Origin of the sequence: Alteromonas sp. B31-7, assembly GCF_015767655.1 — a bacterium.
Classification (GTDB): Bacteria; Pseudomonadota; Gammaproteobacteria; order Enterobacterales; family Alteromonadaceae; genus Alteromonas; species Alteromonas australica.
Genome location: NZ_CP065233.1, coordinates 2,748,493 through 2,774,781, shown reverse-complemented (window position 1 = coordinate 2,774,781; position 26,289 = coordinate 2,748,493). Strand labels below are relative to the sequence as shown.

At 44.7% G+C, this 26,289-nt stretch carries 26 protein-coding genes and 9 tRNA genes; 15 read left to right on the top strand and 20 right to left on the bottom strand.

Going from position 1 to position 26,289, the window contains the following annotated elements; all coding sequences use genetic code 11:
- Window positions 1-13 precede the first annotated feature (13 nt).
- The 10 genes from IUA53_RS11935 to IUA53_RS11890 all read right to left on the bottom strand — a co-directional run bounded on the left by IUA53_RS11935 (window position 14) and on the right by IUA53_RS11890 (window position 3,629).
- Window positions 14-1,420 (bottom strand): alanine/glycine:cation symporter family protein, encoded by a 1,407-nt coding sequence (locus tag IUA53_RS11935; RefSeq protein ID WP_196897156.1) that lies wholly within the window; start codon window positions 1,418-1,420, stop codon window positions 14-16.
- A gap of 308 nt (window positions 1,421-1,728) precedes the next feature.
- A tRNA-Gln gene (locus IUA53_RS11930) sits at window positions 1,729-1,804 on the bottom strand.
- 2 nt (window positions 1,805-1,806) lie between these two features.
- A tRNA-Leu gene (locus IUA53_RS11925) sits at window positions 1,807-1,891 on the bottom strand.
- Between the two features lie 33 nt (window positions 1,892-1,924).
- Window positions 1,925-2,001, bottom strand: a tRNA-Met gene (locus IUA53_RS11920).
- A gap of 52 nt (window positions 2,002-2,053) precedes the next feature.
- Window positions 2,054-2,129, bottom strand: a tRNA-Gln gene (locus IUA53_RS11915).
- Between the two features lie 2 nt (window positions 2,130-2,131).
- Window positions 2,132-2,216, bottom strand: a tRNA-Leu gene (locus tag IUA53_RS11910).
- A 26-nt stretch (window positions 2,217-2,242) separates the two neighbouring features.
- Window positions 2,243-2,318, bottom strand: a tRNA-Gln gene (locus IUA53_RS11905).
- Window positions 2,319-2,322: 4 nt separating this feature from the next.
- Window positions 2,323-2,407, bottom strand: a tRNA-Leu gene (locus tag IUA53_RS11900).
- A 36-nt stretch (window positions 2,408-2,443) separates the two neighbouring features.
- A tRNA-Met gene (locus IUA53_RS11895) sits at window positions 2,444-2,520 on the bottom strand.
- A gap of 173 nt (window positions 2,521-2,693) precedes the next feature.
- The gene (locus IUA53_RS11890; RefSeq protein ID WP_196897155.1) at window positions 2,694-3,629 is read right to left on the bottom strand and encodes a peptidylprolyl isomerase; all 936 of its coding nucleotides are present in this window, start codon (window positions 3,627-3,629) and stop codon (window positions 2,694-2,696) included.
- A 417-nt stretch (window positions 3,630-4,046) separates the two neighbouring features.
- On the opposite strand from IUA53_RS11890, the gene IUA53_RS11885 reads away from it, so the two are divergent.
- Together IUA53_RS11885 and IUA53_RS11880 are read left to right on the top strand one after the other, a co-directional pair.
- Window positions 4,047-4,844: a choice-of-anchor E domain-containing protein gene (locus tag IUA53_RS11885; RefSeq protein ID WP_196897154.1), complete on the top strand. Its 798-nt coding sequence runs from the start codon at window positions 4,047-4,049 to the stop codon at window positions 4,842-4,844.
- A gap of 379 nt (window positions 4,845-5,223) precedes the next feature.
- The gene (locus IUA53_RS11880; protein ID WP_196897153.1) at window positions 5,224-5,991 is read left to right on the top strand and encodes a choice-of-anchor E domain-containing protein; all 768 of its coding nucleotides are present in this window, start codon (window positions 5,224-5,226) and stop codon (window positions 5,989-5,991) included.
- Window positions 5,992-6,110: 119 nt separating this feature from the next.
- Here IUA53_RS11880 and ychF read toward each other — a convergent pair whose 3' ends face one another.
- From ychF to IUA53_RS11860, 4 genes are all read right to left on the bottom strand, one after another.
- Window positions 6,111-7,202 (bottom strand): redox-regulated ATPase YchF, encoded by a 1,092-nt coding sequence (gene ychF, locus IUA53_RS11875; RefSeq protein ID WP_196897152.1) that lies wholly within the window; start codon window positions 7,200-7,202, stop codon window positions 6,111-6,113.
- A gap of 38 nt (window positions 7,203-7,240) precedes the next feature.
- Complete coding sequence (gene pth / locus IUA53_RS11870; protein WP_044056740.1) at window positions 7,241-7,822, bottom strand: aminoacyl-tRNA hydrolase; 582 nt, start codon at window positions 7,820-7,822, stop codon at window positions 7,241-7,243.
- A 5-nt stretch (window positions 7,823-7,827) separates the two neighbouring features.
- The gene (locus IUA53_RS11865) at window positions 7,828-8,460 is read right to left on the bottom strand and encodes a 50S ribosomal protein L25/general stress protein Ctc (protein ID WP_044056741.1); all 633 of its coding nucleotides are present in this window, start codon (window positions 8,458-8,460) and stop codon (window positions 7,828-7,830) included.
- Between the two features lie 245 nt (window positions 8,461-8,705).
- The gene (locus tag IUA53_RS11860; protein ID WP_044056742.1) at window positions 8,706-9,194 is read right to left on the bottom strand and encodes a hypothetical protein; all 489 of its coding nucleotides are present in this window, start codon (window positions 9,192-9,194) and stop codon (window positions 8,706-8,708) included.
- 192 nt (window positions 9,195-9,386) lie between these two features.
- On the opposite strand from IUA53_RS11860, the gene IUA53_RS11855 reads away from it, so the two are divergent.
- Window positions 9,387-9,704 (top strand): hypothetical protein, encoded by a 318-nt coding sequence (locus tag IUA53_RS11855; protein ID WP_044056743.1) that lies wholly within the window; start codon window positions 9,387-9,389, stop codon window positions 9,702-9,704.
- Between the two features lie 382 nt (window positions 9,705-10,086).
- Here the strand turns inward: IUA53_RS11855 and IUA53_RS11850 are convergent, their stop codons facing one another.
- From IUA53_RS11850 to lolB, 4 genes are all read right to left on the bottom strand, one after another.
- Window positions 10,087-11,025 carry a ribose-phosphate pyrophosphokinase gene (locus IUA53_RS11850; RefSeq protein WP_231401321.1) on the bottom strand — a complete coding sequence of 313 codons (939 nt, stop codon included), beginning with the start codon at window positions 11,023-11,025 and terminating at the stop codon, window positions 10,087-10,089.
- A 43-nt stretch (window positions 11,026-11,068) separates the two neighbouring features.
- Window positions 11,069-11,144: transfer RNA gene (locus tag IUA53_RS11845), tRNA-Gln, on the bottom strand.
- 4 nt (window positions 11,145-11,148) lie between these two features.
- Entirely contained in the window at window positions 11,149-12,039 is an 891-nt protein-coding gene (gene ispE, locus IUA53_RS11840) for a 4-(cytidine 5'-diphospho)-2-C-methyl-D-erythritol kinase (protein ID WP_044446937.1), read from the bottom strand.
- Complete coding sequence (lolB, locus tag IUA53_RS11835; protein ID WP_044446938.1) at window positions 12,024-12,677, bottom strand: lipoprotein insertase outer membrane protein LolB; 654 nt, start codon at window positions 12,675-12,677, stop codon at window positions 12,024-12,026. The genes ispE and lolB overlap by 16 nt, the downstream gene beginning before the upstream one ends.
- A gap of 113 nt (window positions 12,678-12,790) precedes the next feature.
- Between lolB and hemA the strand changes: the two genes are divergently transcribed.
- The 6 genes from hemA to kdsA are packed head-to-tail and all read left to right on the top strand — an operon-like array spanning window position 12,791 to window position 18,942.
- On the top strand, window positions 12,791-14,065 hold the full coding sequence (gene hemA / locus IUA53_RS11830) for a glutamyl-tRNA reductase (RefSeq protein WP_044056746.1): 1,275 nt from the start codon (window positions 12,791-12,793) through the stop codon (window positions 14,063-14,065).
- Between the two features lie 15 nt (window positions 14,066-14,080).
- Window positions 14,081-15,166: a peptide chain release factor 1 gene (gene prfA / locus IUA53_RS11825; RefSeq protein WP_044056747.1), complete on the top strand. Its 1,086-nt coding sequence runs from the start codon at window positions 14,081-14,083 to the stop codon at window positions 15,164-15,166.
- Window positions 15,167-15,168: 2 nt separating this feature from the next.
- On the top strand, window positions 15,169-16,020 hold the full coding sequence (gene prmC / locus IUA53_RS11820) for a peptide chain release factor N(5)-glutamine methyltransferase (protein ID WP_420535574.1): 852 nt from the start codon (window positions 15,169-15,171) through the stop codon (window positions 16,018-16,020).
- Between the two features lie 52 nt (window positions 16,021-16,072).
- Complete coding sequence (locus IUA53_RS11815) at window positions 16,073-17,647, top strand: DUF3369 domain-containing protein (protein ID WP_044446940.1); 1,575 nt, start codon at window positions 16,073-16,075, stop codon at window positions 17,645-17,647.
- Between the two features lie 43 nt (window positions 17,648-17,690).
- Window positions 17,691-18,062, top strand: coding sequence for a SirB2 family protein (locus IUA53_RS11810; RefSeq protein WP_044056750.1), 372 nt, complete (start codon window positions 17,691-17,693; stop codon window positions 18,060-18,062).
- Between the two features lie 25 nt (window positions 18,063-18,087).
- Window positions 18,088-18,942 carry a 3-deoxy-8-phosphooctulonate synthase gene (gene kdsA, locus IUA53_RS11805; protein WP_044056751.1) on the top strand — a complete coding sequence of 285 codons (855 nt, stop codon included), beginning with the start codon at window positions 18,088-18,090 and terminating at the stop codon, window positions 18,940-18,942.
- 65 nt (window positions 18,943-19,007) lie between these two features.
- On the opposite strand, the gene IUA53_RS11800 is transcribed toward kdsA, so the two are convergent.
- Window positions 19,008-19,298 (bottom strand): hypothetical protein, encoded by a 291-nt coding sequence (locus IUA53_RS11800; RefSeq protein WP_231401142.1) that lies wholly within the window; start codon window positions 19,296-19,298, stop codon window positions 19,008-19,010.
- A gap of 218 nt (window positions 19,299-19,516) precedes the next feature.
- On the opposite strand from IUA53_RS11800, the gene IUA53_RS11795 reads away from it, so the two are divergent.
- The 6 genes from IUA53_RS11795 (at window position 19,517) to IUA53_RS11770 (ending at window position 25,715) form a co-directional block, all read left to right on the top strand.
- Window positions 19,517-20,416, top strand: a complete 900-nt coding sequence (locus IUA53_RS11795; RefSeq protein ID WP_044056752.1) for a transcriptional regulator GcvA — start codon at window positions 19,517-19,519, stop codon at window positions 20,414-20,416.
- Complete coding sequence (locus tag IUA53_RS11790; RefSeq protein ID WP_044446941.1) at window positions 20,416-21,072, top strand: alpha/beta family hydrolase; 657 nt, start codon at window positions 20,416-20,418, stop codon at window positions 21,070-21,072. The genes IUA53_RS11795 and IUA53_RS11790 overlap by 1 nt, the downstream gene beginning before the upstream one ends.
- A 14-nt stretch (window positions 21,073-21,086) precedes the next feature.
- Window positions 21,087-21,527, top strand: coding sequence for a DUF423 domain-containing protein (locus tag IUA53_RS11785; RefSeq protein WP_044446942.1), 441 nt, complete (start codon window positions 21,087-21,089; stop codon window positions 21,525-21,527).
- Window positions 21,520-22,617 carry a 23S rRNA (cytidine(2498)-2'-O)-methyltransferase RlmM gene (rlmM, locus tag IUA53_RS11780; protein WP_044446943.1) on the top strand — a complete coding sequence of 366 codons (1,098 nt, stop codon included), beginning with the start codon at window positions 21,520-21,522 and terminating at the stop codon, window positions 22,615-22,617. Before IUA53_RS11785 ends, rlmM begins: the two co-directional genes overlap by 8 nt.
- Before the next feature lie 182 nt (window positions 22,618-22,799).
- Complete coding sequence (fusA, locus tag IUA53_RS11775) at window positions 22,800-24,884, top strand: elongation factor G (protein WP_044056756.1); 2,085 nt, start codon at window positions 22,800-22,802, stop codon at window positions 24,882-24,884.
- A gap of 237 nt (window positions 24,885-25,121) precedes the next feature.
- Entirely contained in the window at window positions 25,122-25,715 is a 594-nt protein-coding gene (locus IUA53_RS11770; RefSeq protein WP_044446944.1) for a GNAT family N-acetyltransferase, read from the top strand.
- A gap of 113 nt (window positions 25,716-25,828) precedes the next feature.
- Here the strand turns inward: IUA53_RS11770 and cynS are convergent, their stop codons facing one another.
- Window positions 25,829-26,278: a cyanase gene (gene cynS, locus IUA53_RS11765; RefSeq protein ID WP_044056758.1), complete on the bottom strand. Its 450-nt coding sequence runs from the start codon at window positions 26,276-26,278 to the stop codon at window positions 25,829-25,831.
- Between the last annotated feature and the right edge of the window lie 11 nt (window positions 26,279-26,289).

The following is a 26,289-nucleotide window of genomic DNA, read 5'->3' as shown; positions in this document are numbered from 1 at the left end:
AAGGCGACTCGTTTTAGTCCCACACGCCGTCTTCAGACTTGCCTTGAATGTCACAATCGCCAACGCTGTATTCTACCTTTTCACCACTGTCTTTTTTCTTAAAGTAATCTTTGCTTATTGACACTATGGTGGGTGTCATCCACACAATGGCGATGATGTTAATCACGGTCATTAAACCAAGTGCCATATCGGCCATGGCCCATACCTGAGGCAGAGCGGCTTGTGCGCCCCAATAAATCATTCCCAAGTAACCAATGGTATAAACGGCACGGCCAATTTTGTTATCTAGCTTAAACATATGCAAATTACTTTCGCCATAAGCATAGTTGGCAACCACAGAGGTAAAGGCAAATAAACTAATGGCAGCGGCAACAAAGTCAGTGCCACCTTCGCCTAAGTGGCTACTCATGGCATCTTGGGTGAGCCGAATGCCTTCCATTTGATCGGAGCTTGAGCCACCAGCAAGAAGAATGATAAATGCAGTGGAAGTACATAAAATAAGGGTATCTAAAAATACCCCTAACATTTGGATGTATCCCTGGGAAACGGGGTGATTAGGGTTAGGTACTGCACTGGCTGCCGCGTGAGGTACTGAACCACTGCCAGCTTCATTTGAATATAAACCGCGCTGAATACCATTTTTAATGGCTGCACCTAATGCACCAGCTCCGGCTTCTTGAAAGCCAAATGCCGATGTAATGATGTCCATCAACATAGCAGGCAGTTCAGAAATATTAATAAAGGTGATAGCTAGCGCCACTAACACGTAGCTTATGCCCATAAAAGGCACCACAAACTCAGCAAAACGCGCTATACCTCGTAAGCCACCCACAACAATTAATGCAGCCAATGCAATAATGGCGATCCCCACGTACTCGCTAGGGAAAGCGTAGGCATTGTTAAGCGCATCAGTAATAGTGTTGGCTTGAACCGCGCTAAACACAAATCCGTAGCCGAAGAATAAGCAAAGAGAAAAGGCGACGGCTAACCAGGTTTTATTCAAGCCTTGCTTAATGTAATAAGCTGGGCCGCCACGAAATTCGCCATTTTCATCACGCACTTTATACAGTTGGCCTAACACACTTTCTGCAAAGCCCGTAGCCATGCCTAATAACGCTATCATCCACATCCAGAAGATTGCGCCTGAGCCGCCTAAAGAAATTGCGACAGCTACGCCAGCTAGATTACCCGTGCCTACACGTGCAGATAAACTTGTGCATAATGCCTGAAAGGAGCTTATTCCGTCTTTACTTGCTGTAGTACTGCCTTTGAGTAGGCTAAACATATGGCCAAAATGCCGCAGTTGTACACCGCCAAGTTTAACGGTAAACCAAATGCCACAAGCAAGTAGCATAATAATGAGAACTTGGCCGTCGCCCCATAAAATATTATTCACAAATGAAACGAATTCGTTTATCACGTACTGTCCTTTGTTATTGTTTTAATTCGGGCTGAAATTTCACTATAAAGCGCCAGTGGCAGCTAGAATAAGAGCATGCATGCTTTATTTAGCGTGTTAATAGGTGAAGCCCATCGTTGATTAAAGGTCAATACTAGCATGCCCCTTGGTGAAATGAAGCTAGAAAAGCCAGTTACTAAGTGAAGATTTATGCTTGGTTAACGAAAGTTTATGCAAATGCTAATAGTGTGTTTTATTTCACCTGTTTCTGCTGTGTTCAGCAAATGAAAGGCGAAAAAAAACCGCTCAAGGGAGCGGCTTTTAGAATATGGCTGGGGTAGCAGGACTCGAACCTACGAATGGCGGGATCAAAACCCGCTGCCTTACCAACTTGGCTATACCCCAATTGGTGCGGAAGGAGAGACTTGAACTCTCACGCCGTGAAGCACTGGAACCTAAATCCAGCGTGTCTACCAATTCCACCACTTCCGCGTAAACATACAAAACGATTGAAACTATAAAGAATGGTGGCTACGGCGAGATTCGAACTTGCGACCCCATCATTATGAGTGATGTGCTCTAACCAACTGAGCTACGTAGCCTTTCTTTCTAACTTCATTAAAAAACCGCTCAAGGGAGCGGCTTTTTAGAATATGGCTGGGGTAGCAGGACTCGAACCTACGAATGGCGGGATCAAAACCCGCTGCCTTACCAACTTGGCTATACCCCAAATGGTGCGGAAGGAGAGACTTGAACTCTCACGCCGTGAAGCACTGGAACCTAAATCCAGCGTGTCTACCAATTCCACCACTTCCGCATAGACACTAGCTGACTCAAAAAGAATGGCTGGGGTAGCAGGACTCGAACCTACGAATGGCGGGATCAAAACCCGCTGCCTTACCAACTTGGCTATACCCCAGTTGTGGTGCGGAAGGAGAGACTTGAACTCTCACGCCGTGAAGCACTGGAACCTAAATCCAGCGTGTCTACCAATTCCACCACTTCCGCGCAGCTAGACATTCCTAAAAGAGATATATGAGAAAGTGGTGGCTACGGCGAGATTCGAACTTGCGACCCCATCATTATGAGTGATGTGCTCTAACCAACTGAGCTACGTAGCCTTCTATTTTCTCTTCCCTCTCAGGAAGTGGCGCGTATTATGCGTATTCACCCTGCACCCGTCAACCCCTTTTTAACTAACTTTTTCTAACTGGTCAATATGTGTTCTTTACAAGCCAAACTATCAGCAAAATGCGGGTAAATTAGTCAAAATTGCGCTAATCACCCACACTGACTACCAAGGCGTCTGGGTCGCTTTCGTGGTGTAGTAGCAAACATCAATGGGCCTAGGGGCGTAAACTTTGTCGTGAAAGAAAGGGCTCTCAAGGTTTTTCCCTAACGCTATACGCTTTTGGTATTCACTATGGGTCGGCAATTGGAGATAAAATGGCAATGTATCTCGCGCATCATTTGCTGTTGAGGCTTTTGCTGCACCTATATATGTAGAGACAATTTTGCTTTCTGCGGGAGGGGATTCAATAAAGCCGCTTTTGTCATTGTCGCCCCGAGGCAGATTTTGTAATGCGGGCATGCCAGCGACGACTCTACCTACCACTGACATATTCCTGTCTAAATGACGGGGAGCCTGCCCAATAACAATATAGAACTCTGTGCTGCCGGTGTCTTTTTCGTTATCACGGGCAAAAGCAACGGTGCCCGGGCAGTGAAGGGCCCACATTTCTTGTCTTGATTTATCGATGCCTACAGGGAAGCCATGATAAAACCCGGTAGCAGGCGCAAAGGGATCATTGTTTTCAACTACCATTGCTGCTTCCTTCAAGGGAACAGTAAACTCTGCTTTTAAAAGACTGGTTTTGGGTGTGACTTCGTGAGTCTCGTTACTTCCGCCTTGCGCCACAAAGCCATCAACTACGCGGTAAAAATAACGGTCATCATAAAACCCTTCCTTTATAAGGTTTCTAAAACGTGCAACGTGCTGGGGGCCCAGATCGGGTTCAAGGGCAATGGTGACCGGGCCGTAGTGGGTTTGGAGGGTAACAAGATTGTCAGCCACAACTTTCTGCCAATGAGTATTTTCTACTGCATAACTGGGTATACAAGGAATAATGAGGGCCAGCAAGGCAACGAGAGCGGTAGTGAAGCTTCGTGCAGAACGATAAGGCATAGCTTTGAAGTTAACCATCAATGCTATTAAGGGTTTAAGGTGCATAAGTATACTCTCTTATTGGTATAGTTTGTTCATACTAACGTAAATGAATGCGTCCCGCTTTTGGTATTTATTTTACAGTTAGACGTAAGTCGATAAGTCATTAAATAGGAATGGCAGATTTATTGTTCGAAGCTAGCCAAAGTCGGCGAGTGCCAAAAATATAGTTAAAGACGGATGATATTTAAGAAACCTTAGCGAGTAAGGCATTATCTGAGCGAATGGGGGTAAAGCCGGTTTTATGTATGTTTTCTGTCAGAATTATTTACAATTTGAAATTTATATCTGATAATTTCATTGTAAATCAGTGCTTTAAAAGTTGGCTCGCTTCCTGCTTGGTCTATGCTAGTTCTTGTTAGATTCAGCATAATTTAAAATAAATAAGCGCTACGGCGTTTATTTAATAACCGAGTCCCTAATATGAAAAAAAGTAACCTAATAAAACTGATTGCGCTGCCTGTGCTTTTAGCTTGTGGATTTGCAAAGGCTGCGGTTGTAACCGAAACCGTTTCTGGTAGCGTTTCAGGTGGTCCTATAGGGTCTTCGGGATCGCTTTATGATACCTACGAAGATTTATCAATTCCTACATTCGATTCTTCTTTGGGTACATTGGTTAATGTATCCCTAGCATTCTCCGGTACAACCTATGGTGAGATTGAACTGGATAATGACGACCCAGACGACGGTGTTAATGCAGCGAAAGAGATCACAGCAGAACTCACGCTAAGATTTGGTTTATGGTCTTCCGATACGGGTAATTCTGACGCTAACCAGAGCAATTTGCTAATGGGTTTGGCGTTAGGTTCGTACGACCCCTTTACAAATAATTTTACCGGTCCAACATATATTGAGATGGTGGACCCTGAAAGTTCAGTTACTATCGGTAATTTAGCTGACGGTGATAGTAGCGAGGTGGCTGAAACTGCTTCGGATACACTGAACATTGATAGTTCGACTACAGGCACTGCTTATACTCTTGGTGATTTTATTGGAAATGGTACAGACACTGTTTCTTTATTCTTCTCAACCTTAAGCCAAACAGTTGCAGATGCATCTGGTGCAGCCGGTGTAAGCTGGAATTATGATGCAATTAGCTCATTAAATTACGTGTATACTTACGAGAACACTATCGTTTCAGCTTCTGGGCCAAATACCCTTGGCATTTTCTGCGGCGTATTGATATTTCTTGGAATGGTTAACCGCAAAAAAATCAGTTAGTAATATAGCTTCTCACTATTTAGAGAATTGACTTAGTATTATCAAAAAAAGAACTGGCCTTGATGGCCAGTTTTTTTATGCCTGCCACATAGCTATCCTCCAACTTTGATACTCTTTCGCTACTACATAATCAACTACAGCTCACGCACTATCATTTTGCTCACCATGTATTATTTGTAATGTTTATACAACGATTGAAATTATTTTAGGGTGTAGATTATTCTCTTGGTAGGTGATCCATATGATGGGTGTGATCTTGTTTTAACTTGCTGTTTTATAACTATTTTATCTATTTTTAGTAAGGAGGCTGTCGGCATAGGTCTTGCTGAATTAATACAGAGAAGGGACGTTTTCTTTGTAAAAAAGTGAGATAAAACATATGGATAAACGGTTAGGAATAGGTACGTTAGCATTAACGGGGATTTTAGTGAGTGGAGCGCTTAATGCAGCCACAATTATTGGCAGTGGTTCCACGGATGCGCAAGTGGACTTCGTTGATTTTTATAACAGTAGTGGGGAGTTAGGTGAAGATGGCGTGCAAGACTTTGGCACACCAGGCGTAAACCCTAATTTTGACACTTTCTTTTTCGAACAATTCGACACTATGGGGGGAACCCGAGTACTAACCTCGGCTGTCCTTACCCTCGATGGCGAAATAATGGGGCAAGCGCAAGCAGAAAATGAAGATGGTTTGGCCCGTTCAGATATCGATTTTTCCGCGTTGGTTACCCTTACGTTAAGTTCACCATCAAATAACGCACTATTAACGGTAAACCCAAGCTTTTCGGAATCCTTTCTCGCAGAAACTTATGACGGCACCACTGACTTTTCTGGAACATCTGGTGTGACATACGCATTTTCTAGCGACACAGATGCCACCTCTGAAACAGTGACTGACGAAGCTATACTCAGTGAGTTTATAGGTAATGGAACCGTGTCCTTGGGGTTAGACGCCACGTCAGTTCTAGAAGCGCTGTTTAGTGGTGGTGATGTGACTTCTGAGATTTTTGCAGACGCTACGGCACGCTCAACACTGGTATACAACTACGATGTGGTAGATGTATCCGCGCCTGGCACTTTCATTATGATGGGGTGTGCATTAGGTGTAGTAGGATTCAGTAATCGAAAGCGTGCTGAAAAAGCGTAGAATTCAATTCTCGGCCCTTCTTAACGAGAGCAGTATCTAAAGCACAAAAAAGCCGATACGCGAGTATCGGCTTTCTCTATTAGGTTTAGTTGGCGCTGCTCAGTTGCAAATCACATTGATTAAACGTTAAATCTAAAGTGAATGACATCGCCGTCTTTAACGATATAGTCTTTACCTTCTAATCGCCACTTGCCCGCATCTTTTGCACCTTGCTCACCGTTGAACTCGACGAAATGATCGTAGCTGACTATTTCAGCACGAATAAAGCCTTTCTCGAAGTCGGTATGAATTTTACCAGCGGCTTGTGGTGCTGTTGAACCTTCAGGGAAGGTCCACGCGCGTACTTCTTTTACGCCTGCAGTAAAGTAGGTTTGCAAGGTAAGCAGGTTGTAGCCCGCTCGAATAACGCGGTTCAGGCCTGGCTCTTCTAACCCCATATCTTGCATAAACTCGTCACGCTCTTCGTCATCGAGTTCTGCAATATCAGACTCAATTGAGGCGCAAACAGCAACCACAACGGCATTCTCTTTTGAAGCAATGTCTTTTACCATGTCTAGATAGGGGTTATTTTCAAACCCGTCTTCATCTACGTTGGCAATGTACATGGTTGGCTTAAGCGTCAGCATGTTCATGTAACTAATGGCAGCTAATTCTTCTTTGCTTAGCTCAACTGAGCGCAATAATTCGCCTTCATCCAAATGAGGCTTAATTTTCTCAAGCACTTTTAATTCGAATTTAGCGTCTGCGTCTCCGCCTTTGGCTTTCTTAGCCACACGGTGTAGTGCTTTTTCTGTTGTTTCTAAATCGGCTAATGCAAGTTCTGTGTTAATAACATCAATGTCGTCTTGCGGACTGACTTTTCCAGAAACATGCACAATGTTTTCATCGTCAAAACAACGTACTACATGACCAATAGCATCTGTTTCACGAATGTTAGCAAGAAATTTATTTCCTAGGCCTTCACCTTTTGATGCGCCTTCGACTAATCCAGCAATATCAACGAATTCCATTGTGGTAGGAATAACACGCTGTGGAATAACGATTTCTGCAAGTTTATCTAAGCGAAGATCCGGAACAGGTACAACGCCTGTGTTTGGCTCAATAGTACAAAAAGGAAAGTTGGCCGCTTCAATACCTGCCTTTGTGAGTGCATTAAAGAGCGTTGATTTACCTACATTTGGTAGGCCAACAATACCGCATTTAAAACCCATGTGATGGACCCTTGTCTAGAAATAGTTAATCTGGCAATTTACGCTTTGTGCGAATGAAGCCGGTTTTGCGCTTGTTTTAAGTCTTCTTTTAACAGTAACTCAGTACATCGAACCGCTTCATCAATGGCGCTTTCAATGGCTGTTTTTTCGTCCGCTGGCGGCTTGCCTAATACGTGGCCTGTAACCCGACTTTTATGTCCAGGGTGTCCAATGCCTATACGCAGACGCAAGAAGTTTTTATTGTTACCTAATTTAGCCACAATGTCTCTAACACCATTTTGGCTAGAGCTACCGCCAATTTTGTATTTGGCTACCCCAGGAGGCAAATCAAGTTCATCAAATGCCACTAAAATTTGTTCTGGTTCTATTCGATAGAAGTTTGCAAGGGCGGCGACTGCTTGACCGCTTTTGTTCATAAAGGTGGTGGGATAGAGCAAACGAATATCTTTACCCGCCATTGTTATGCGTGCAGTTTTACCGAAAAACTTGGATTCTGGTTTAAGTGGGGTATGGTAGGTGTCGGCTAGTTGGTTGAGAAACCACTCACCGGCATTGTGTCGGGTATTTTCATATTCGGGGCCTGGATTACCCAGGCCCACGATAAGACGAATATCAGACAAGCTGATTATTCCTCAGAAGCAGCTTCTTCGTCGCCTTCTTCTGTGTCAGCTGCTTTAGGCGCAGGCTTAACAGTCACTACTGCAAGGTCGTGAGTTTCGTCGTCTTTTGCAAGCTCAACAGAAGCTACACCAGCAGGTAGAGTCAGGTCTGAAAGGTGAAGGGTTTGACCCATTTCAACAGCAGCCATATCTACTTCGATGAACTCAGGAAGATCTTTAGGTAGGCAAGTTACTTCGATTTCAGTTACGTGGTGCTCTGCAATACCGCCAGCTTTAACTGCTGCAGACTTCTCTTCGTTTACGAAGTGAAGAGGTACGTTAGTGTGAACGTCTTGACCAGCAACAACACGTTGGAAATCGATGTGCATGATTTTTGGCTTGTACGGGTGACGTTGCATGTCTTTAACCAGTACTTCAGTCGCTTTACCGTCAACGTTAAGTGTAAGAACGTGAGAGTAGAACGCTTCAAAGTCAGCAGCATTGTTTACTTTGTTGTGATCTAGCGTGATAGAAACAGGTGCTTCTTCACCACCGTAAATGATACCAGGAAGTTTCTCTTCGCGACGTAGGCGGCGGCTCGCACCTTTCCCTAGGTCTGTACGAATAGAAGCGTCTAGGTTAAAAATAGCGTCAGACATTATATGTCTCCAAAAATAAATGTAATGGTGTGAGTTTTTGCGACCAAAACTCACGGTGATTGTCGCTAACATTACCGACCGTTTTTAATTTAAAACAGCGAATAATGAGCGTCCCCAAATTTTTAGGGCGGCGAATTCTACCACTAGTATTTAAAACTTACAATTATTAGCCAGGCAAAAATGGGGTGATTTGAGTTCAAATTAGATTAATCTCAAAATGAACACGCTAACCCTAACTAAATTCACTAATGAGTGGGGTTTCCGTCTTTACCTATTACTCTTGACGCGTCCAGTACCTTCACGTGGTTTACCTGTAAGACAGTGCCGTATTGAGTGGTCGTCATCATGTCAGGTTTTGGGTGGCCGCTGATTTCAACAATTAACCCGTTCTGTTGAAATGCTTCGTTTAACCCATGCAAGGTGTAGCGGTTTCCGTCTTCTGATACAAATGCATAAAAGCCACCTTCTAGCGATTTATAAAAAATAGATCCTGTAAGCGTCACCTCTTCTTTCATTTCATGACCTTGTTGAGGAAGGGGAGTCACGGGGGCGTTCTCCAAAGGTTTCAGTGACTCAGGTTTTAACGGTTCAGCATCGTGAAGTTTGGGTACATGCTTTTCGACTGTCTTGTCGGCCGACTTTCCGTTTTTTGCCTCATCATCACCAGAGCATGAAACAGTAAACAATAAGGCGGTAACAGAAATAAGCCACCGATTGCGGGGAAGCGTCATCATAATGAAAATCCTTCTTTGTCTATAACGTGACCATAAAATGAATCGCGTCTGATTGAAAGCCTCATTCATCGCCGGCTGACTCAATAGGGTATTTTTTTACCCTTGTATATACGTGTGTTGTTAGCTTGGCATGCGTCGTGCTTTATCCATCTTAAGTTAAGTATTTTAATAAGCAACGTTAAGGAGAGAGACATGCTTAAACTTTATAAACTATTTGCCGTATCGGCTGTAGCCCTTGCACTCGGTGCCTGTGATGTAAATAAAACAGAAGAAGGTGAATTGCCCAGCGTGGATGCAGACGGGGGTGAATTACCTGAATATGATGTGGTAAAAAAAGATGATGGCGAAATGCCAGATATCGATGTCGAGGGCGGTAACATGCCTGAATACGACGTAGACACCGCCGATGTTGACGTACGTACGGAAACTAAAGAAGTTGAAGTACCCGTGGTAGACATCGATATGCCAGATGAAGATGAAGAAGAAGTGGACCCTGAGCCGAAAAACTAATGGCCAATTCACTTGAATAAATAAAACAGCCTCTCACGAGGCTGTTTTTGTTTATGAGCGAGAAACCCTTTACCCAGCAGACCTGACAATGACGTGGTAAAAAGGAAAGTGGGAATGGAACCGAGAGCCTGTAAAGTTTTCAAAATTTCTCATGAATTGGGTAAAACCAACAATGTTATGTTGCTAATTGGCGCCATTAATTTTCGCGATGTTATAAGCAAAAATGGCTAAGTGTGTAAAAAATAGCGCTGAAAAATTAATCTTCAACCGTTATTTATGCAGGGCTACAAAACAAAAAAGCGAGCTATTTAATAGCTCGCTTTTTATTGGTCATCAATCAGCGATATAGCTGCTATAAATATAGCAACGCACTAACTTAACGTTAGTATTCGAACATCGCTGATATAGATTCTTCGTTACTGATACGGCGAATGGTTTCGGCCAGCATTTCAGACAAGGTAAGCTGTTTTACTTTGCCAATCTTCTGCATGTCAGCGGCTAACGGTATAGAGTCGGTAACGATAATTTCGTCAATTACAGACTCTTTAAGGTTATTCGCTGCATTGCCAGAGAAAATAGCATGGGTCGCATAAGCGTAAACATTGCGCGCGCCATGGCTTTTCAAAGCTTCAGCGGCCTTCGCTAGTGTACCACCGGTATCAATCATGTCGTCTACTATAATGCAGTCGCGGTCATTAACATCACCAATGATATTCATTACCTGCGCAACATTCGCTTTAGGGCGTCGTTTGTCGATAATGGCAAGGTCGGCATCGTTAAGCAGCTTAGCGGTTGCCCGAGCGCGCACAACACCACCGATGTCGGGGGAAACAACAACAGGATCAGCAAAGTCGCGTTGTACCATATCGGCAAGCAGAATGGGCGTTCCAAATGCGTTGTCTACAGGTACGTCGAAGAAACCTTGGATTTGCTCTGCGTGAAGGTCGATGGTAAGAACACGATCTACGCCCACGTTTGACAAAAAGTCGGCCACGACTTTTGCTGTAATTGGCACCCTTGCTGAGCGAACACGACGGTCTTGGCGTGCATAACCGAAATAAGGAATGACCGCGGTAATACGACCTGCTGATGCACGGCGAAGCGCATCAATCATGACAATCAGTTCCATTAGGTTATCGTTAGTGGGTGCACAGGTAGACTGGATAATAAAAACGTCCGAACCACGGACGTTTTCATGAATTTCTACGCTGATTTCACCGTCACTAAAACGGCCAACTTTGGCGTTTCCAAGTTTCGTATAAAGGCGATCGGCAACTTTCTGGGCAAGTTCTGGTACGGCATTACCTGCAAAGAGCTTCATATCTGGCACAAGTGGGTTCCTCAGTGCGTTGATAAAAGAGGTTTGGCTGGGGTAGCAGGACTCGAACCTACGAATGGCGGGATCAAAACCCGCTGCCTTACCAACTTGGCTATACCCCAATTTTTAGTTCGTGTCCGATGTGGCGTTCACACTATTGTATTTTTCTAGTTTTTCTAATAGCGGTGAGCGATTAACACCTTTTGCCACGAAACTCTGCCATGAACTGGGTAATTTACCCTGAACATCATTGGCTAAAGATTCATCAGAAAAAGGCGCAAATACGCAAGCACCCGTGCCCGTCATTCGCGACGGTGCGTAGTGTACCAACCACTGTAATAATTTTGCAACTTCCGGATAGCGATTAACGACTAATTGCTGACAATCATTTCGAGTTTCTTCGAATTTATAGTCGGCCCAATCCATTGATGGGGTATTTCTGGTTAATTCTTGTGCAGTAAATATTTCGCCGGTACTAATATGTACATTGGGGTTAGCCACCAAAAACCATTGTTCAGGCTGTGGGGCAGGCGTAATTTGTTCTCCTACGCCTTCGGCAAAAGCGGTTTCGCCACGTACAAAAATGGGCACGTCGGCACCAAGTTGTAGGCCAATATCAGCGAGTTGATGGACAGATAGCCTTGTACCCCAAAGGGCATTTAGGGCAACTAAGGTGGTTGCTGCGTTGGATGAGCCGCCGCCAATACCGCCGCCCATAGGGAGGCATTTTTCTAGACTAATGTGGGCACCCAGCTTAGTTTTCGTCTGCGCGGCCAACAATTTAGCGGCGCGGATAATTAAATTATCTTCGTCTTTTACGCCTTTTAAGGGCGTCGACATGGCAATAGTGCCTGTATGGTTGATATCAAACGCGAGCTTGTCGCCATAATCAAGCATTTGAAATAGGCTTTGCAACTTGTGATAGCCGTTGTCGTATCGCCCTAAGATATGTAAAAAGAGATTCAATTTTGCCGGTGATGGCCACCAGTCTTTATTTACGGTCACGGTAATGTCCATTGATATATTTTTATTTTTAAAACAGTGGTAACAGGTTTATTACTTGGTGCCTCGTTAATCGGTAACGGGCTTTCCTGTGTTAAGGTTATTGCATGCGGTAACCAAATATCTCCACCTGTGGGCGTGGCCACGTTACCGTAATTCCCATAAGTGACTTGCCAGCCTTCGCAGGCATTGCATTGACTTTCCAGAGAGGCGAGTAGACCTTTGTCATTCAACTGATAACTGTCATTCGCCAAGGGCATTCCTTTAATCCATGATAATAAAGGTGCCACGGGGATCGCCATTCCGGTAGCGTAGTAAATCAGTGGCTCAGGAATGGCGTCTTTATAGGTTTTACCGTCTGCCTCTAAAGTGGCCAGATCATCATCAACCACCAAGTGCACTAGGGTAATGCCAAGCAAATTGGTTAATCGAAAATTAAAATCGTCGCCATCTGTTTTCCACGAAATGTTGGCGCTGGCCGCTTCTTTACCTTGCCTGAATGCCATCTTTCCGCGCAATTCCCACTGCTGCACTTTTGCCACCTGCTGTAGCTGCGCGCTAAGGTTTACCGCGTGCTGTGGGCCGTCTGGGGTCACCGAACAGGCGCTCATGGTGAGCAACATAATAAGCAAAAAGAGTAAATGTCGAGTCATGATATTTGTCTATAATAATTCTATCAGTTTATGGGAACACAGTTTCACCAACACTTTCAATCATTTTGGCTTTTTCGTACAATGCCGCTCCGACGTTGCCAGCATAGATTTTAATGACACTACTCGCCCTTGGTATTAACCACAAAACTGCCCCCGTCGCACTTCGCGAAAAAGTGGCTTTTACACCAGATTCACTGGTGGAAGCGCTTGCGTCCCTAAAAAAGTTAGAGGGGGTTAATGAATCGGTGATTGTGTCTACCTGCAATAGAACGGAGTTATATGTCAATGCTCAACATGACTCTGCCACGACACTGTTATCTTGGCTATCAGAGTTTCATCACCTCGACGTAGATGAAATTGAGAAAAACAGTTATATCTTGAGTCAAGATGACGCTGTAAAGCATATTATGCGTGTAGCCAGTGGTTTAGATTCACTTATTTTAGGTGAGCCTCAAATACTGGGGCAGGTGAAACAAGCCTTTGGCGATGCCAAGCATTCAGGCATGGTAAGTAGCGAATTTGACAAACTATTTCAGCACACGTTTTCTGTGGCTAAACGGGTGCGCAGTGAAACCGAAATAGGGGCCAATGCCGTGAGCGTGGCTTACGCGGCCGTGCAACTTGCCAAGCATATTTTCGCAGAGTTACCTAAACGTTCTGTGTTATTGGTGGGTGCCGGGGAAACCATTGAGCTTGTGGCGCAACACTTGAAAGAGCAGGGCGTGACCTGTTTGGCTGTAGCCAACCGCACTGTGGCAAGAGCAGAGGCCCTCGCAGAAAGCTTAGATGCCAGTGTGTTTACATTGTCACAGGTGCCTGAACATTTAAAAGATTTTGACATTGTCATTAGTTCTACTGCGAGCCAGCTGCCTTTAATAGGTAAAGGTATGGTTGAAAAAGCGTTGAGACAACGTAGAAACATGCCAATGTTTTTAGTTGATTTAGCCGTTCCTCGCGATATTGAATCTGAAGTGAACGAGCTCGGCGACGCCTATTTGTATACAGTGGACGATTTACAGCATATTGTTCAGAAGAATCTTGCTAACCGAGAGCAAGCTGCACAAGAAGCAGAGAAGCTGATTGAAAAGCAGGCTAGCGACTACATGGGCTGGAAGCAATCTCAACAGTCTATTGATTTGGTTAGGCAGTATCGTCAAAAAGGGATAACGCATCGGGATGAATTAGTTGAAAAAGCCCTTGTGCAATTAGGCGAAGGTAAAGATGCAGAGTCAGTATTAACGGAAATGGCCTATAAACTTACCAATACCTTGCTACATCCCACCACATTGGCGCTAAGAGAGGCCGCAATGCACGACGACCCAGCGTTAAGTCGCTGGTTAGGGCAAGCATTATCGCTATCTGACACCACGTCAGATATTAAAAAATAAGGTAAAAAGAAAAATATGAAAGAGTCGGTGGTCAGAAAGCTCGAAAACCTGGTTGAGCGTTTCGAAGAAGTTCAGGCGTTATTAGGCGACCCAGCGGTGATTGGCGATCAGGATAAGTTTCGTAATTTGTCGAAAGAGTTCAGTCAATTAGAAGGCGTTGTTGCTGGGTTTAATGCCTATCAGCAAGCGCAGGAAACGCTCGAATCTGCGCTAGAAATGATGAACGAAGACGACGCTGAAATGCGTGAAATGGCGCAGGAAGAGATGAAAGAGGCAAAAGGCGAAATAGAGCGTCTAGAAACTGAGCTTCAAGTACTACTCCTGCCTCGCGATCCTAACGATGATAACAACTGCTTTTTAGAAATTCGTGCCGGTGCCGGTGGGGATGAAGCCGCCATTTTCGCCGGCGACTTATTCCGTATGTACAGTCGATACGCCGAGAGCAAGGGCTGGCGTGTAGAACTTGTGAATGCAAACGAGGGTGAGCATGGTGGCTACAAAGAAGTGGTGGCTAATATTAGCGGTGAAGGCGTATACGGCGTTTTAAAATTTGAATCTGGTGGACACCGTGTGCAACGCGTGCCTGAAACCGAATCTCAGGGGCGTATTCATACTTCAGCTTGTACTGTGGCAGTACTGCCGGAAGTGCCTGAATCAGAAGCCATCGAGATAAACCCAGCAGATCTACGCATCGATACTTTCAGGGCCTCGGGTGCGGGTGGTCAGCACGTTAACAAAACTGACTCAGCCATTCGTATTACTCACCTACCCACAGGGTTGGTGGTAGAATGTCAAGATGAGCGTTCGCAGCATAAAAACCGGGCTAAAGCGATGTCGGTATTGCAAGCGCGTCTTAATCAAATTGAAGAAGAGAAGCGTGCAGCTGAAGAAGCGTCAACCCGTAAGAGCTTAGTTGGGAGTGGCGACAGGTCTGAACGTATCCGCACCTATAACTTCCCACAAGGGCGTGTTACTGATCACCGTATTAACCTCACTATCTATCGCTTAGATGAAGTGGTTGAAGGTGATTTAAAGCAATTGCTTGATCCTATCATGCAAGAACATCAGGCCGATTTATTAGCCTCGTTGTCAGACGAGTAATGATCACCATTGATGAAGCCTTGAAACAGGCGGTGATTGCCCTTGAAGGAGGGGAATCTCCGTCTGTGGATGCTAAAGTGTTGCTGTGCCATGTACTCGACAAAACGCAAACCTATTTGTTTACATGGCCAGACAACACACTCACTGCTTCTGAACTCAGTGCATACCAAGCACTTATTGAACGGCGTAAACAGGGTTATCCTGTAGCTTATCTAACGGGGACTCGGGATTTTTGGTCGTTAACCTTGGCCACCTCCAAGCATACCCTTATTCCTCGCCCCGATACGGAAGTGCTTGTTGAACAGGTGCTTGCCAATATGTCACAGTTTTCTGGTTCATCACCACTGTTTATTTGTGATTTGGGAACCGGAACCGGCGCCATCGCGTTAGCCCTGGCATCAGAATTACCCGATGCCCGCATTACCGGCGTTGACCTTATACCTGAGGCCGTGTCGCTGGCAAAGGAAAATGCATCGCGGAATAATATCAGTAATGTGGTGTTTAAGCAGAGTAGCTGGTTTGACGCACTTGAAGGTCAACGTTTTCACATCATAGCCTCTAACCCGCCTTATATTGAATTATCTAGCCCTTTTTTACATCAAGGTGATGTAAGGTTTGAACCCTCTTCAGCCTTGACATCTGGAGACGACGGCCTCGATGATATTCGCCATATTATTCAGCAATCGCCCCGCTATTTACACGAAGGCGGCCTGCTGGCGTTTGAGCATGGTTTTAACCAAGGTGACGCCATAAGGGCGCTATTTAGCCAGCGCGGATTTGTCAATATTGAGACACATCAAGACTATAGCCAACTCGATAGAGTCACCGTAGGCTATTGGCAAACTTGCGAATAATCTTATTTGCATTAGTATTTCGTCTATACCCAATGCCTAACAGGATGTTTTAATGAGTGATGACTTGCTTTTCATCGATGAAGATGATGATGAGATAGAAGAAGATTTAGGTGCATGGAAAATCTTGATTGTCGATGATGAACCTGAGGTTCACGCCGTCACCAAGCTTGCCTTAAATGATTTTTCTCTCAACGGTAAAACCCTGACATTTGTTAGTGCGTACAGTGGGGAAGAAGCGAAGCAATGCTTTCGCGAAAATAATGACATTGCAGTGGTTTTGTTAGATGTGGTGATGGAAACCGACGATGCGGGATTAAAGGTTGCCGACTACATTCGAAACGAATTAGATAATCATTTTACGCGGATTATCCTGCGAACCGGGCAACCGGGGCAAGCGCCTGAAAAAGATGTCATCATTAATTATGATATTAATGATTATAAATCAAAGACTGAATTGACAGCGCAAAAACTCTTCACGGTCATTATTGCGTCACTGCGTTCTTATCGTGACATCGTGGTAATTGAAGAGAACCGAGCGGGTCTTGAAAAAATTATCGATGCGTCAGTCGATCTTTTTTCGTCGAACTCCCTGGAAAAGTTCATGCAGGGTATTATTCAGCAATTGGCCTCTATACTGGGATGCTCCCGTGATGCAGCATACATAACCACTGCTGTCGCCGCCACCCCGCAAGCTGCACCAAAGCGAATGCATCGCACAGAAACCAACCAACTTTATGTCTTTGCTGGGAATGGTGAATACGCAGAGAAAGAAGGTGTACCCTTAAAAGACGCTGTGTCGCGTACCGAATATGAGCTGTGCCAGCGTGCCATGGCGACACGGGAAATTGTCTATGCTGAAGATCACGTGGTGGCCTACTGTAATAGCAAAACCCAGAACGGTGCATTACTTTACTTATCGGGGCTACCGAGGCGCATCGGTGAAGGTGACAAGCATTTAATTAAACGTTTCTCAAATAGCGTACAACTGGCTTTTGATAATGTACTAAAAACCATGGATGTGGAGGAAACCCAGCGGGAGATAATAGAACGCTTGGGTAAAGCCATGGAGCATGAAGAGCAAGGCAGTCACCACCTTACTCGTATGGCAGAAATGGCAGAAGTGCTGGCACAGGGCATAGGTTTATCAGAATCGGAAGTGCACGTTTTTAAACAAGCCATTGTATTACACGATGTGGGTAACTCACGGGTACCGGCAACCATCTTACAAAAGACAGCACCGTTGAGCGATGAAGATATTTTTGCCATTCGCCAACACGCTGAGTTTGGTTATCAAATTTTAAAAGATTCTACGCGTCCCACTATCCAGTTGGCAGCCACGCTAGCTAAGCAACATCACGAGCGCTGGGACGGACAAGGCTATCCCGATGGCTTATCAGCGAAACATATTATGCTGGAAAGCCGAATTGCTACTTTGCTGGATGCTTTTGATGCCTTAGTGAACAAACGGCCTTATAAAGATGCGTGGCCGGTGGAAAAAGTCATCAGCGTATTGGAGCAGGAAAAAGCGCAGCATTTTGACCCTAGACTGGTTGAATACCTCATCGACCACATTGATGACTTCATGCTTATACAAAAGCAATACCCAGATGTGCCAGACTACGTATAATACGTAGATTAAAAATAATGAAAACGAACAGGACACAATATTTATGTACATGATGGCTAAGCACCTCCATTTAACCGCTGTGGGATTAAGCATTCTCTTTTTTATATTCCGATTTATTTGGTCTCAGTTTGACAGCACAGCACTTAATAAAAAATGGGTGAAAATTCTCCCTCATATTATCGACACTATTTTGCTGGCAAGCGCCATTTGGTTATGTTTCATCTTATCTCAATACCCCATTGTTAACGCCTGGCTTACGTATAAAGTTATCGGGGTCATTGGTTATATTGTGTTAGGCCTTATTGCCCTGAAAAAAGCAAAAACTTCGGTGGGGAAATGGGTGGCTTTTGTTGCTGCCTTAGGTGTACTTATGACGACGGCCATGGTTGCTGTTACTAAGCAGCCATTATTTTAAACTTTACAGGACACACGTAAACACTATGTCAGAGTCTAATCAGGTCATTCGCGTAGGCGATATTGACGTTTCGAATCATTCACCTTTTGTCTTGTTTGGTGGAATGAACGTTTTAGAATCACGAGATCTAGCGATGAAAATCGCTGAGCACTATGCAGAGGTTACCCAAAAACTGGGAATACCGTATGTGTTTAAGGCTTCATTTGATAAGGCTAATCGTTCATCTGTTACCTCATACCGCGGGCCAGGTATGGAAGAAGGCTTACGTATATTTGAAGAAATAAAGTCTACCTTTAATGTGCCACTGATTACGGATGTGCATGAGCCACATCAGGCCGCGCCAGTGGCTGAAATTGTCGATGTTATTCAGCTACCGGCTTTTCTCGCTCGCCAAACGGATTTAGTGGTGGCTATGGCGAAAACCGGCAATGTCATTAACGTTAAGAAACCACAATTTCTTGCGCCTCACGAAATGCGCCATATCATCGCTAAGTTGGGTGAAGCGGGAAATGAAAAGGTGATTTTATGTGAACGTGGTACCAGCTTTGGCTACAACAATTTGGTGGTTGATATGTTGGGCATGGATGCAATGAAAAGTTATGCGCCGGTGATCTTTGACGCTACCCATGCACTTCAAATGCCTGGAGGGCGTGCAACCTCTGCGGATGGAAGACGTGCGCAGGCAGCGCAGCTCGCCAGAAGTGGAATGGCATTAGGGTTAGCAGGTTTATTTATTGAAGCTCATCCGAACCCTGATGAAGCAAAATGTGACGGACCATGCGCGTTGCCGTTAGCAAAGCTAGAACCGTATTTGCAACAAATGAAAGCATTAGATGAATTGGTAAAAGGTTTCGCACCGCTCGATACGAGCAATACTTGAATGTAAGCATCATGGTGAATGCCAGCACAGGAAGTGCTGGCATACCAATCAGGTGTGATGTCGACTTATTCGCTTTCGACTAAAAGCTGTGCGTCCTTTTTAGCCTTAGCCATGGCCAGTAGGTTTTTATGCAACGCTTCTTGAGTTTGTTCGTTCAACATCATGGTGGATTGTTTCTTCACTACAATATGCGCATCATTTTTTGGCAAAACGTCTGCCATGTTGATGCTGATCATTGCATCATTAATAAGTGATTCAAGATTGATCTTTTCTGGTTCTACGTTAGCATTCGCAGCGGCGCTAGCAAACGCCATAACAGAGACGCTAGCGACAAGTAATTTTTTCATGGTTTTCATAATTCACACCTAATTTAATTTATTTAAAAGTTTGTATTAATTGTTAAATTGTTTAACAATTGAACCTTGTAAAGTTTTGAAATATATTAACTCTTTCAAGATTTGCGTAAATAATAGACACTTATTGAGCAAAAATAAAACGAGTAAATGTATGGGTGTTCATTAGAAAATCTAATGTATATTTAACCAAATGGTCATAGTAGGTTTAAAAGGGCAGCATGCACCGAAGACTCCCCCCTCTAAATGCGCTTAAAGCCTTTGAAGCCGCCGCGCGTCATTTAAGTTTTACCAAAGCGGCAGACGAGCTTTTTGTCACCCAGGCTGCTGTTAGTCATCAAATTAAAGCCCTTGAAGATTTCTTATCAATGAAACTCTTTTTACGGCGGAATCGGACGTTGCTGTTAACGGAAGAAGGTCAAGCATATTTCCTTGAACTAAAAGATGTGTTTAAGCATTTGCAAGAGGCGACAGAAAGACTTCTTGCGAAGGGCAGCAAGGGGGCGATAACAGTGGCTATGCCGCCAAGTTTTGCCAGCCAATGGTTAGTCCCCCGTATTAATAAATTTAGTTTGGCCCACCCAGACATCGATGTACGCATTAAAGCCGTGGATTTTGATGAGGGCTTTTTAGAAGATGACGTGGACGTGGCTATTTATTATGGCAAAGGGCGATGGAGCGGTTTACAAGCCGATAAGCTCCATCGCGAGTTTTTAACGCCACTTTGTTCGCCTTTGTTATTTAATAGTCCTAAGCCGTTGGCCAGTTTGGCAGATTTACGCCATCACGTGCTGCTTCATGATTTAAGTCGCTCCGCTTGGAAAAATTGGTTAAAGCATGTTGGCGTTACTGGCGTTAATGTGAATCACGGGCCTGTTTTCAGCCACTCAATGTTGGTACTTCAGGCGGCCGCCTTGGGGCAGGGAATTGCGTTGGGTAATACCATACTTGCTCGCCCTGAAATTGAAGCAGGACGCCTCGTTATGCCGTTCGAAGAACGCGTGGAAAGTCGTGATGCGTTTTATCTAGTGTGTGAAGAATCCCAGGCTGAGTTGGGTAAAATCGCCGCGTTTAGAGACTGGATCTTGGCGCTGGTGGAAGAAGAACAAGAGGATGTTTAATGACTATCGATAAAAGCAGTTCCGTCGATATAGACGTTAAGTCACCGCAAACGCCCATTGCTAGGCTCATTTTGGCTCATGGTGCTGGCGCAGGGAAAGAGCACCCTTTTATGCAAGAGATGGCCTCTCATTTGGTCGCCGGAGGCATAGAAGTTGTGTTATTTAACTTTCCTTACATGCAGCAGATGAAGGAAACGGGCAAACGCCGACCGCCAGACAAAGCAGACAAATTGCTAGCGCATTTTGCCGAGGTTATTACCCATATCACTGAAAATATCCATAGTAGTTTACCCACCTTTGTGGGCGGCAAATCAATGGGGGGCAGAATGGCCAGTATGCTGTACCAAGAACATGACGAGATACACGGCGCGATGGTATTCGGTTATCCATTTCACCCTCCGGGTAAACCTGAGAAAACTCGCATTGCCCATATGCCAACGCTGACAAAGCCCATGCTCATTATTCAAGGTGAAAGAGATACCTTTGGCACCGAACAAGAAGTGCTCAATTACACTTTGCCCGCAAGCATTGATTGCGTGTTTTTAGCCGATGGCGATCATAGCTTTAAACCGCGCAAAGCGAGCGGAAAAACACAACACGAACACATGGTTTACGCCGCCAAGCTTTGTGTTGATTTCATCTCCCGACTTATCTAATACAAGTGTCAAAAATGAACTTACATACCGATCCTTATTCAACCTTTTCCCGGTATTACTTGGTAATAGGCGCCGCGCTAGCGGCGCTGGCTGTTATTCTTGGCGCCTTCGGCGCTCACGGGCTTAAGCAGGTATTACCGCCAGAAAGTTTAACTACCTTTGAAACTGGTGTGCGCTATCAGATGTATCACGGTTTAGCTATTCTCGCTTTACCCGCGTTAATTACCTACTCACATAGCCGATGGCTCAATCCCGTCGCTTTGTGTTTTGTCCTCGGTTGCCTGATGTTTAGCGGAAGCCTTTATGCGCTAGCGATGACTGGTGCAAAATGGTTTGGCCCAATAACTCCGTTAGGCGGGGTGTTTTTTATCACCGGTTGGGGAATGTTAGTGGTGGCGCTTTTGAAAGGAAATAAGCAAACAGGCAAACAAAATAAAGGCAACCGACATGAGTAATACAAGCGTACTTGCCTATTGTAGGCCGGGTTACGAAAACGATACGGCGAATGAGCTAACCACCCGATATGGCGAAGCTGCAATTTATGGGTACCCGGTATCGAAAAAACAAAGTGGGTTTGCGTTATATCATCTGTATGACGACACCCAGTTAGAAAATGCAATTACGCAGTTTGCTGTGAGTCAAAGTATCTTTCCTCGCCAACTCGTGGCGGTGTTTTGTGCAATGAAGGATATTGAAAAAGACGACAGGGTGGGGCAAGTTTTAGAAGCACTAAAAGAAGGTGAATTACCCTATTCTATTTTTGGTGCCATCGATGTGGAGTACCCTGATACAGAAGACGGGAAAACACTGGCAAAGTTTTGTCGTAAATTTACGGTTCCCTTACGCCAGGCGCTGCGCAAAGCAGGTTGGCTTACGGCAAAAGAAAATGCGGGTAAGCCAAAATTGCATATTTTCTTCGAATCATTTGAAAACTGTTTTATTGGCTATACCTTACCCAACTATGCCAGTCAGGATCACTTAGGTATATGTCGTCTTAAGTTTCCAAGTGATGCACCAAGTCGTTCCACCCTAAAGCTTGAAGACGCGCTGGTGAATATGCTTAGCAGCAAACAGCAAACGCGCGTATTGCGCAGTGGCGGCCGGGCAGTGGACCTAGGGGCGTGCCCCGGGGGCTGGACCTATCAATTGGTGAAACGTGGCATGTACGTAGAAGCGATTGATAACGGTTTAATTGCTGATAGCTTAATGGCTACAGGGTTGGTTGAACATCATGCAGCCGATGGGTTTGCGTATAAACCACAATTTGGTCGTGTAGATTTACTTGTATGTGATATGATTGAACAACCCGACAGAGTAGCTAAATTAATGGGGGATTGGCTGGTAAAGCATTGGGCCACCCATGCCATTTTTAATTTGAAGCTACCAATGAAGCGACGTTATGAAACCGTAACTCAGGCCATATCGTTGCTGGTAGGCCGTTTAGATGCGCTTAATGATGCATTTTCGGTAAAGGTGAGGCATCTCTACCACGACAGAGATGAAGTAACAGTAACAATTATTCGCACTTCAGAAGATGAGGTGTGATTTTGTTATTTTAAAAAAAGTATCATAACTTAGTAAGTTGCTGATACTTAAGAAAAAGAATTGATGGTGGCTTGGTTTTGTGCAAACGATTTTTCTGTTTGTGCTAAAAAAGGTGTAAATTTGGTACAGAAATCCTTATAATCCAGCCGTTTTTTTACTCTGAACCAATTGAAAGTGAACTAATGTCAGACTTATCTCATTACAGAAATATTGGTATTTTTGCCCACGTAGATGCGGGTAAAACGACCACAACAGAACGTATCTTGAAGCTTACTGGTAAAATCCATAAAACTGGTGAGGTTCACGATGGTGAATCAACAACTGATTTCATGGAACAAGAAGCTGAGCGTGGTATTACCATCCAGTCTGCAGCGGTTAGCTGTTTCTGGAAAGATCACCGTTTCAACGTAATCGACACTCCCGGACACGTTGACTTTACCGTTGAAGTTTACCGTTCACTTAAAGTACTAGACGGTGGTATCGGTGTATTCTGTGGTTCTGGTGGTGTTGAACCACAATCAGAAACCAACTGGCGTTATGCTAACGAATCAGAAGTTGCACGTATTATCTTCGTTAACAAACTAGACCGTATGGGTGCTGATTTCTACCGTGTTACTGAGCAAGTACGTAAAGTACTTGGTGCGGTGCCACTAGTTATGACACTACCAATTGGTATTGAAGATGACTTCGTAGGTGTTGTAGACGTACTTACTAAGAAAGCTTACGTTTGGGATGACACAGGTCTTCCAGAAAACTATGAAATCCAAGATGTTCCTGCGGACATGGTAGACAAAGTTAACGAATACCATGAGCAACTTATCGAAACTGCTGTAGAGCAAGACGATGATCTAATGGAAGCTTACATGGAAGGTGAAGAACCTTCTATTGAAGATATCAAGCGTTGTATCCGTAAAGGTACTCGTGATCTTGCGTTCTTCCCAACATACTGTGGTTCTGCATTCAAAAACAAAGGTGTTCAACTAGTACTTGATGCTGTTGTTGATTACCTACCAGCGCCTACAGAAGTTGACCCTCAGCCACTGATGGATGAAGAAGGTAACGAAACTGGTGAGCACGCCATAGTATCTGCTGACGAAACGTTTAAAGCGTTAGCGTTTAAGATCATGGATGACCGTTTTGGAGCACTAACCTTCGTACGTATCTATTCAGGTAAGCTGAACAAAGGCGATACCATCATGAACTCGTTCACAGGTAAGACTGAGCGTGTTGGTCGTATGGTAGAGATGCAAGCTGATGATCGTATTGAGCTAAACAGCGCACAAGCGGGTGACATCATCGCTATCGTGGGTATGAAGAATGTTCAAACTGGTCACACTCTGTGTGATCCGAAGGATAAAGTAACCCTAGAGCCAATGGTATTCCCAACGCCAGTAATCTCGATTGCTGTACAGCCTAAAGATAAAGGCGGTAACGAGAAAATGGGTATTGCTATCGGTAAAATGGTTGCAGAAGATCCATCGTTCCAGGTTGAAACTGACGAAGACTCTGGTGAAACCATCCTTAAAGGTATGGGTGAGCTTCACTTAGACATCAAAGTAGACATCCTTAAGCGTACTTACGGTGTAGACCTTATCGTTGGTCAGCCTCAGGTAGCTTACCGTGAAACTATCACGCAAGAAGTTGAAGATAGCTACACGCACAAGAAACAGTCTGGTGGTTCTGGTCAGTTTGGTAAGATTGATTACCGCATCAAGCCAGGTGAGCAAGGTTCAGGCTTTACGTTCAAATCTACCGTTGTTGGTGGTAACGTACCTAAAGAATTCTGGCCTGCGGTTGAGAAAGGCTTCAAGTCAATGATGGACGAAGGTGTTCTTGCTGGCTTCCCAGTACTTGATGTTGAAGTAGAGCTATTTGACGGTGGCTTCCACGCAGTGGATTCATCAGCAATCGCGTTCGAAATTGCAGCGAAAGGCGCATTCCGTCAATCAATCCCGAAAGCGGGTGCACAACTTCTTGAGCCAATCATGAAAGTTGACGTATTCACGCCGGAAGATCACGTGGGTGACGTAATCGGTGACCTTAACCGTCGCCGTGGTATGCTAAGCGACCAAGAAGCTGGCCTAACAGGCGTTCGTATTAAAGCTGACGTGCCGTTATCAGAAATGTTCGGTTACATCGGTTCACTACGTACAATGACATCAGGTCGTGGTCAGTTCTCTATGGAGTTCAGCCACTATGCACCATGTCCTCAGAACGTATCTGACAAAGTGATTGAAGAAGCAAAAGCGCGTAAAGCGGCTAAGTAATTAGCCCTTACCGTTGAGGGAGTTTATCTCGCTCACTGCTTAAGCATTGTAAAAGCCGGTCGAATGACCGGCTTTTTTGTGGGTGCAATAAAATCGCTGAATAACTTTTACTAGTATTCCTTCATACTGACGGCAAAATTTTCTAGAAAACTAAACACTGACTACGTCACGTTTCTTGACGATGTATTCCAAGCCACGATAAGTTACGGTATTCAGTGTCAACGCGGTGACAGGTTCATGCAGTTAATAGAAACAGCGCTAGAATCGGATAAGGTGAAGCTTGTGCCAATGCAAGTTACGCACAAAGATGCGCTATTACAGGCGGCTTCTGACGGTAAGCTATGGAAGTTGTGGTTTACCTCTGTGCCAAATGAGGACGCTATTGATTCCTACATTGATACTGCGCTCGAGCAGCAAGGCTTAGGCCTTTCGCTGCCGTATGTGGTGATTGATAAACAAAGTAATACCCTCATAGGTTCAACGCGTTTGTGCAATGCAGACCGCCATCATCGCCGTGTTGAAATTGGGTATACTTGGTATGCACAAAGTTTTCAGCGCTCTTGGGTAAACACGGAGTGTAAGTTATTGCTGCTAACCCACGCGTTTGAAACGCTAAATACCATAGCGGTGGAGTTTAGAACTCATTGGCATAATCAAAAATCTCGTACTGCCATTGCTCGACTGGGTGCAAAACAAGACGGTATATTGCGCAGTCATCAAGTGCTTGCCGATGGTTCTATCAGAGATACGGTGGTGTTTTCAATTATTGCGAACGAATGGCCGGCAGTAAAAAACGGCCTCGTTCACAAATTGTCAGCGTGGCAAAACTAGGGCGCTTTCGTCCTACGCGGTTTATCGCACCCCTATTGCTCTAGCGAATGGGTCTTAGATTTCTAGCCAAACAATAGATAAAGATGCGCTATTGCTTGGCCAAGGCAATCCGTTTAATACATTTTGTAGGGTAAGAATTTACCCGACATCACCACGCTCACACGGTCGCCTTTTGGGTCGTTTTCTCGCTGTAAGTCCATGGAAAAGTCGATGGCACTCATGATGCCATCACCAAACTCTTCATGAATAAGTTCTTTTAATGTGGTGCCATACACATTGACGAGTTCATACCACCGATAAATAAGTGGATCGGTAGGCACTTCGGTAGGTAGCGAGCCTTTATAGGGGGCTATCTGTAACCAAGCGACAGCTTCGTCGGTTAACTCAAATAACTCACCAACGGCGGTCGCTTGTTCTTTTGTCATGGCCATTTGACCAAGGCAGGCCGCGGTGCTCCATTCCTTCGACTGTCCAACAACCTCAGCAACTTGACGCCATTTAATGCCCTTGAGCACTTTTGCTGACTGGATCATATCGGTAACTTGGGTTCGGCTGGTAATCATAATATTTCCTC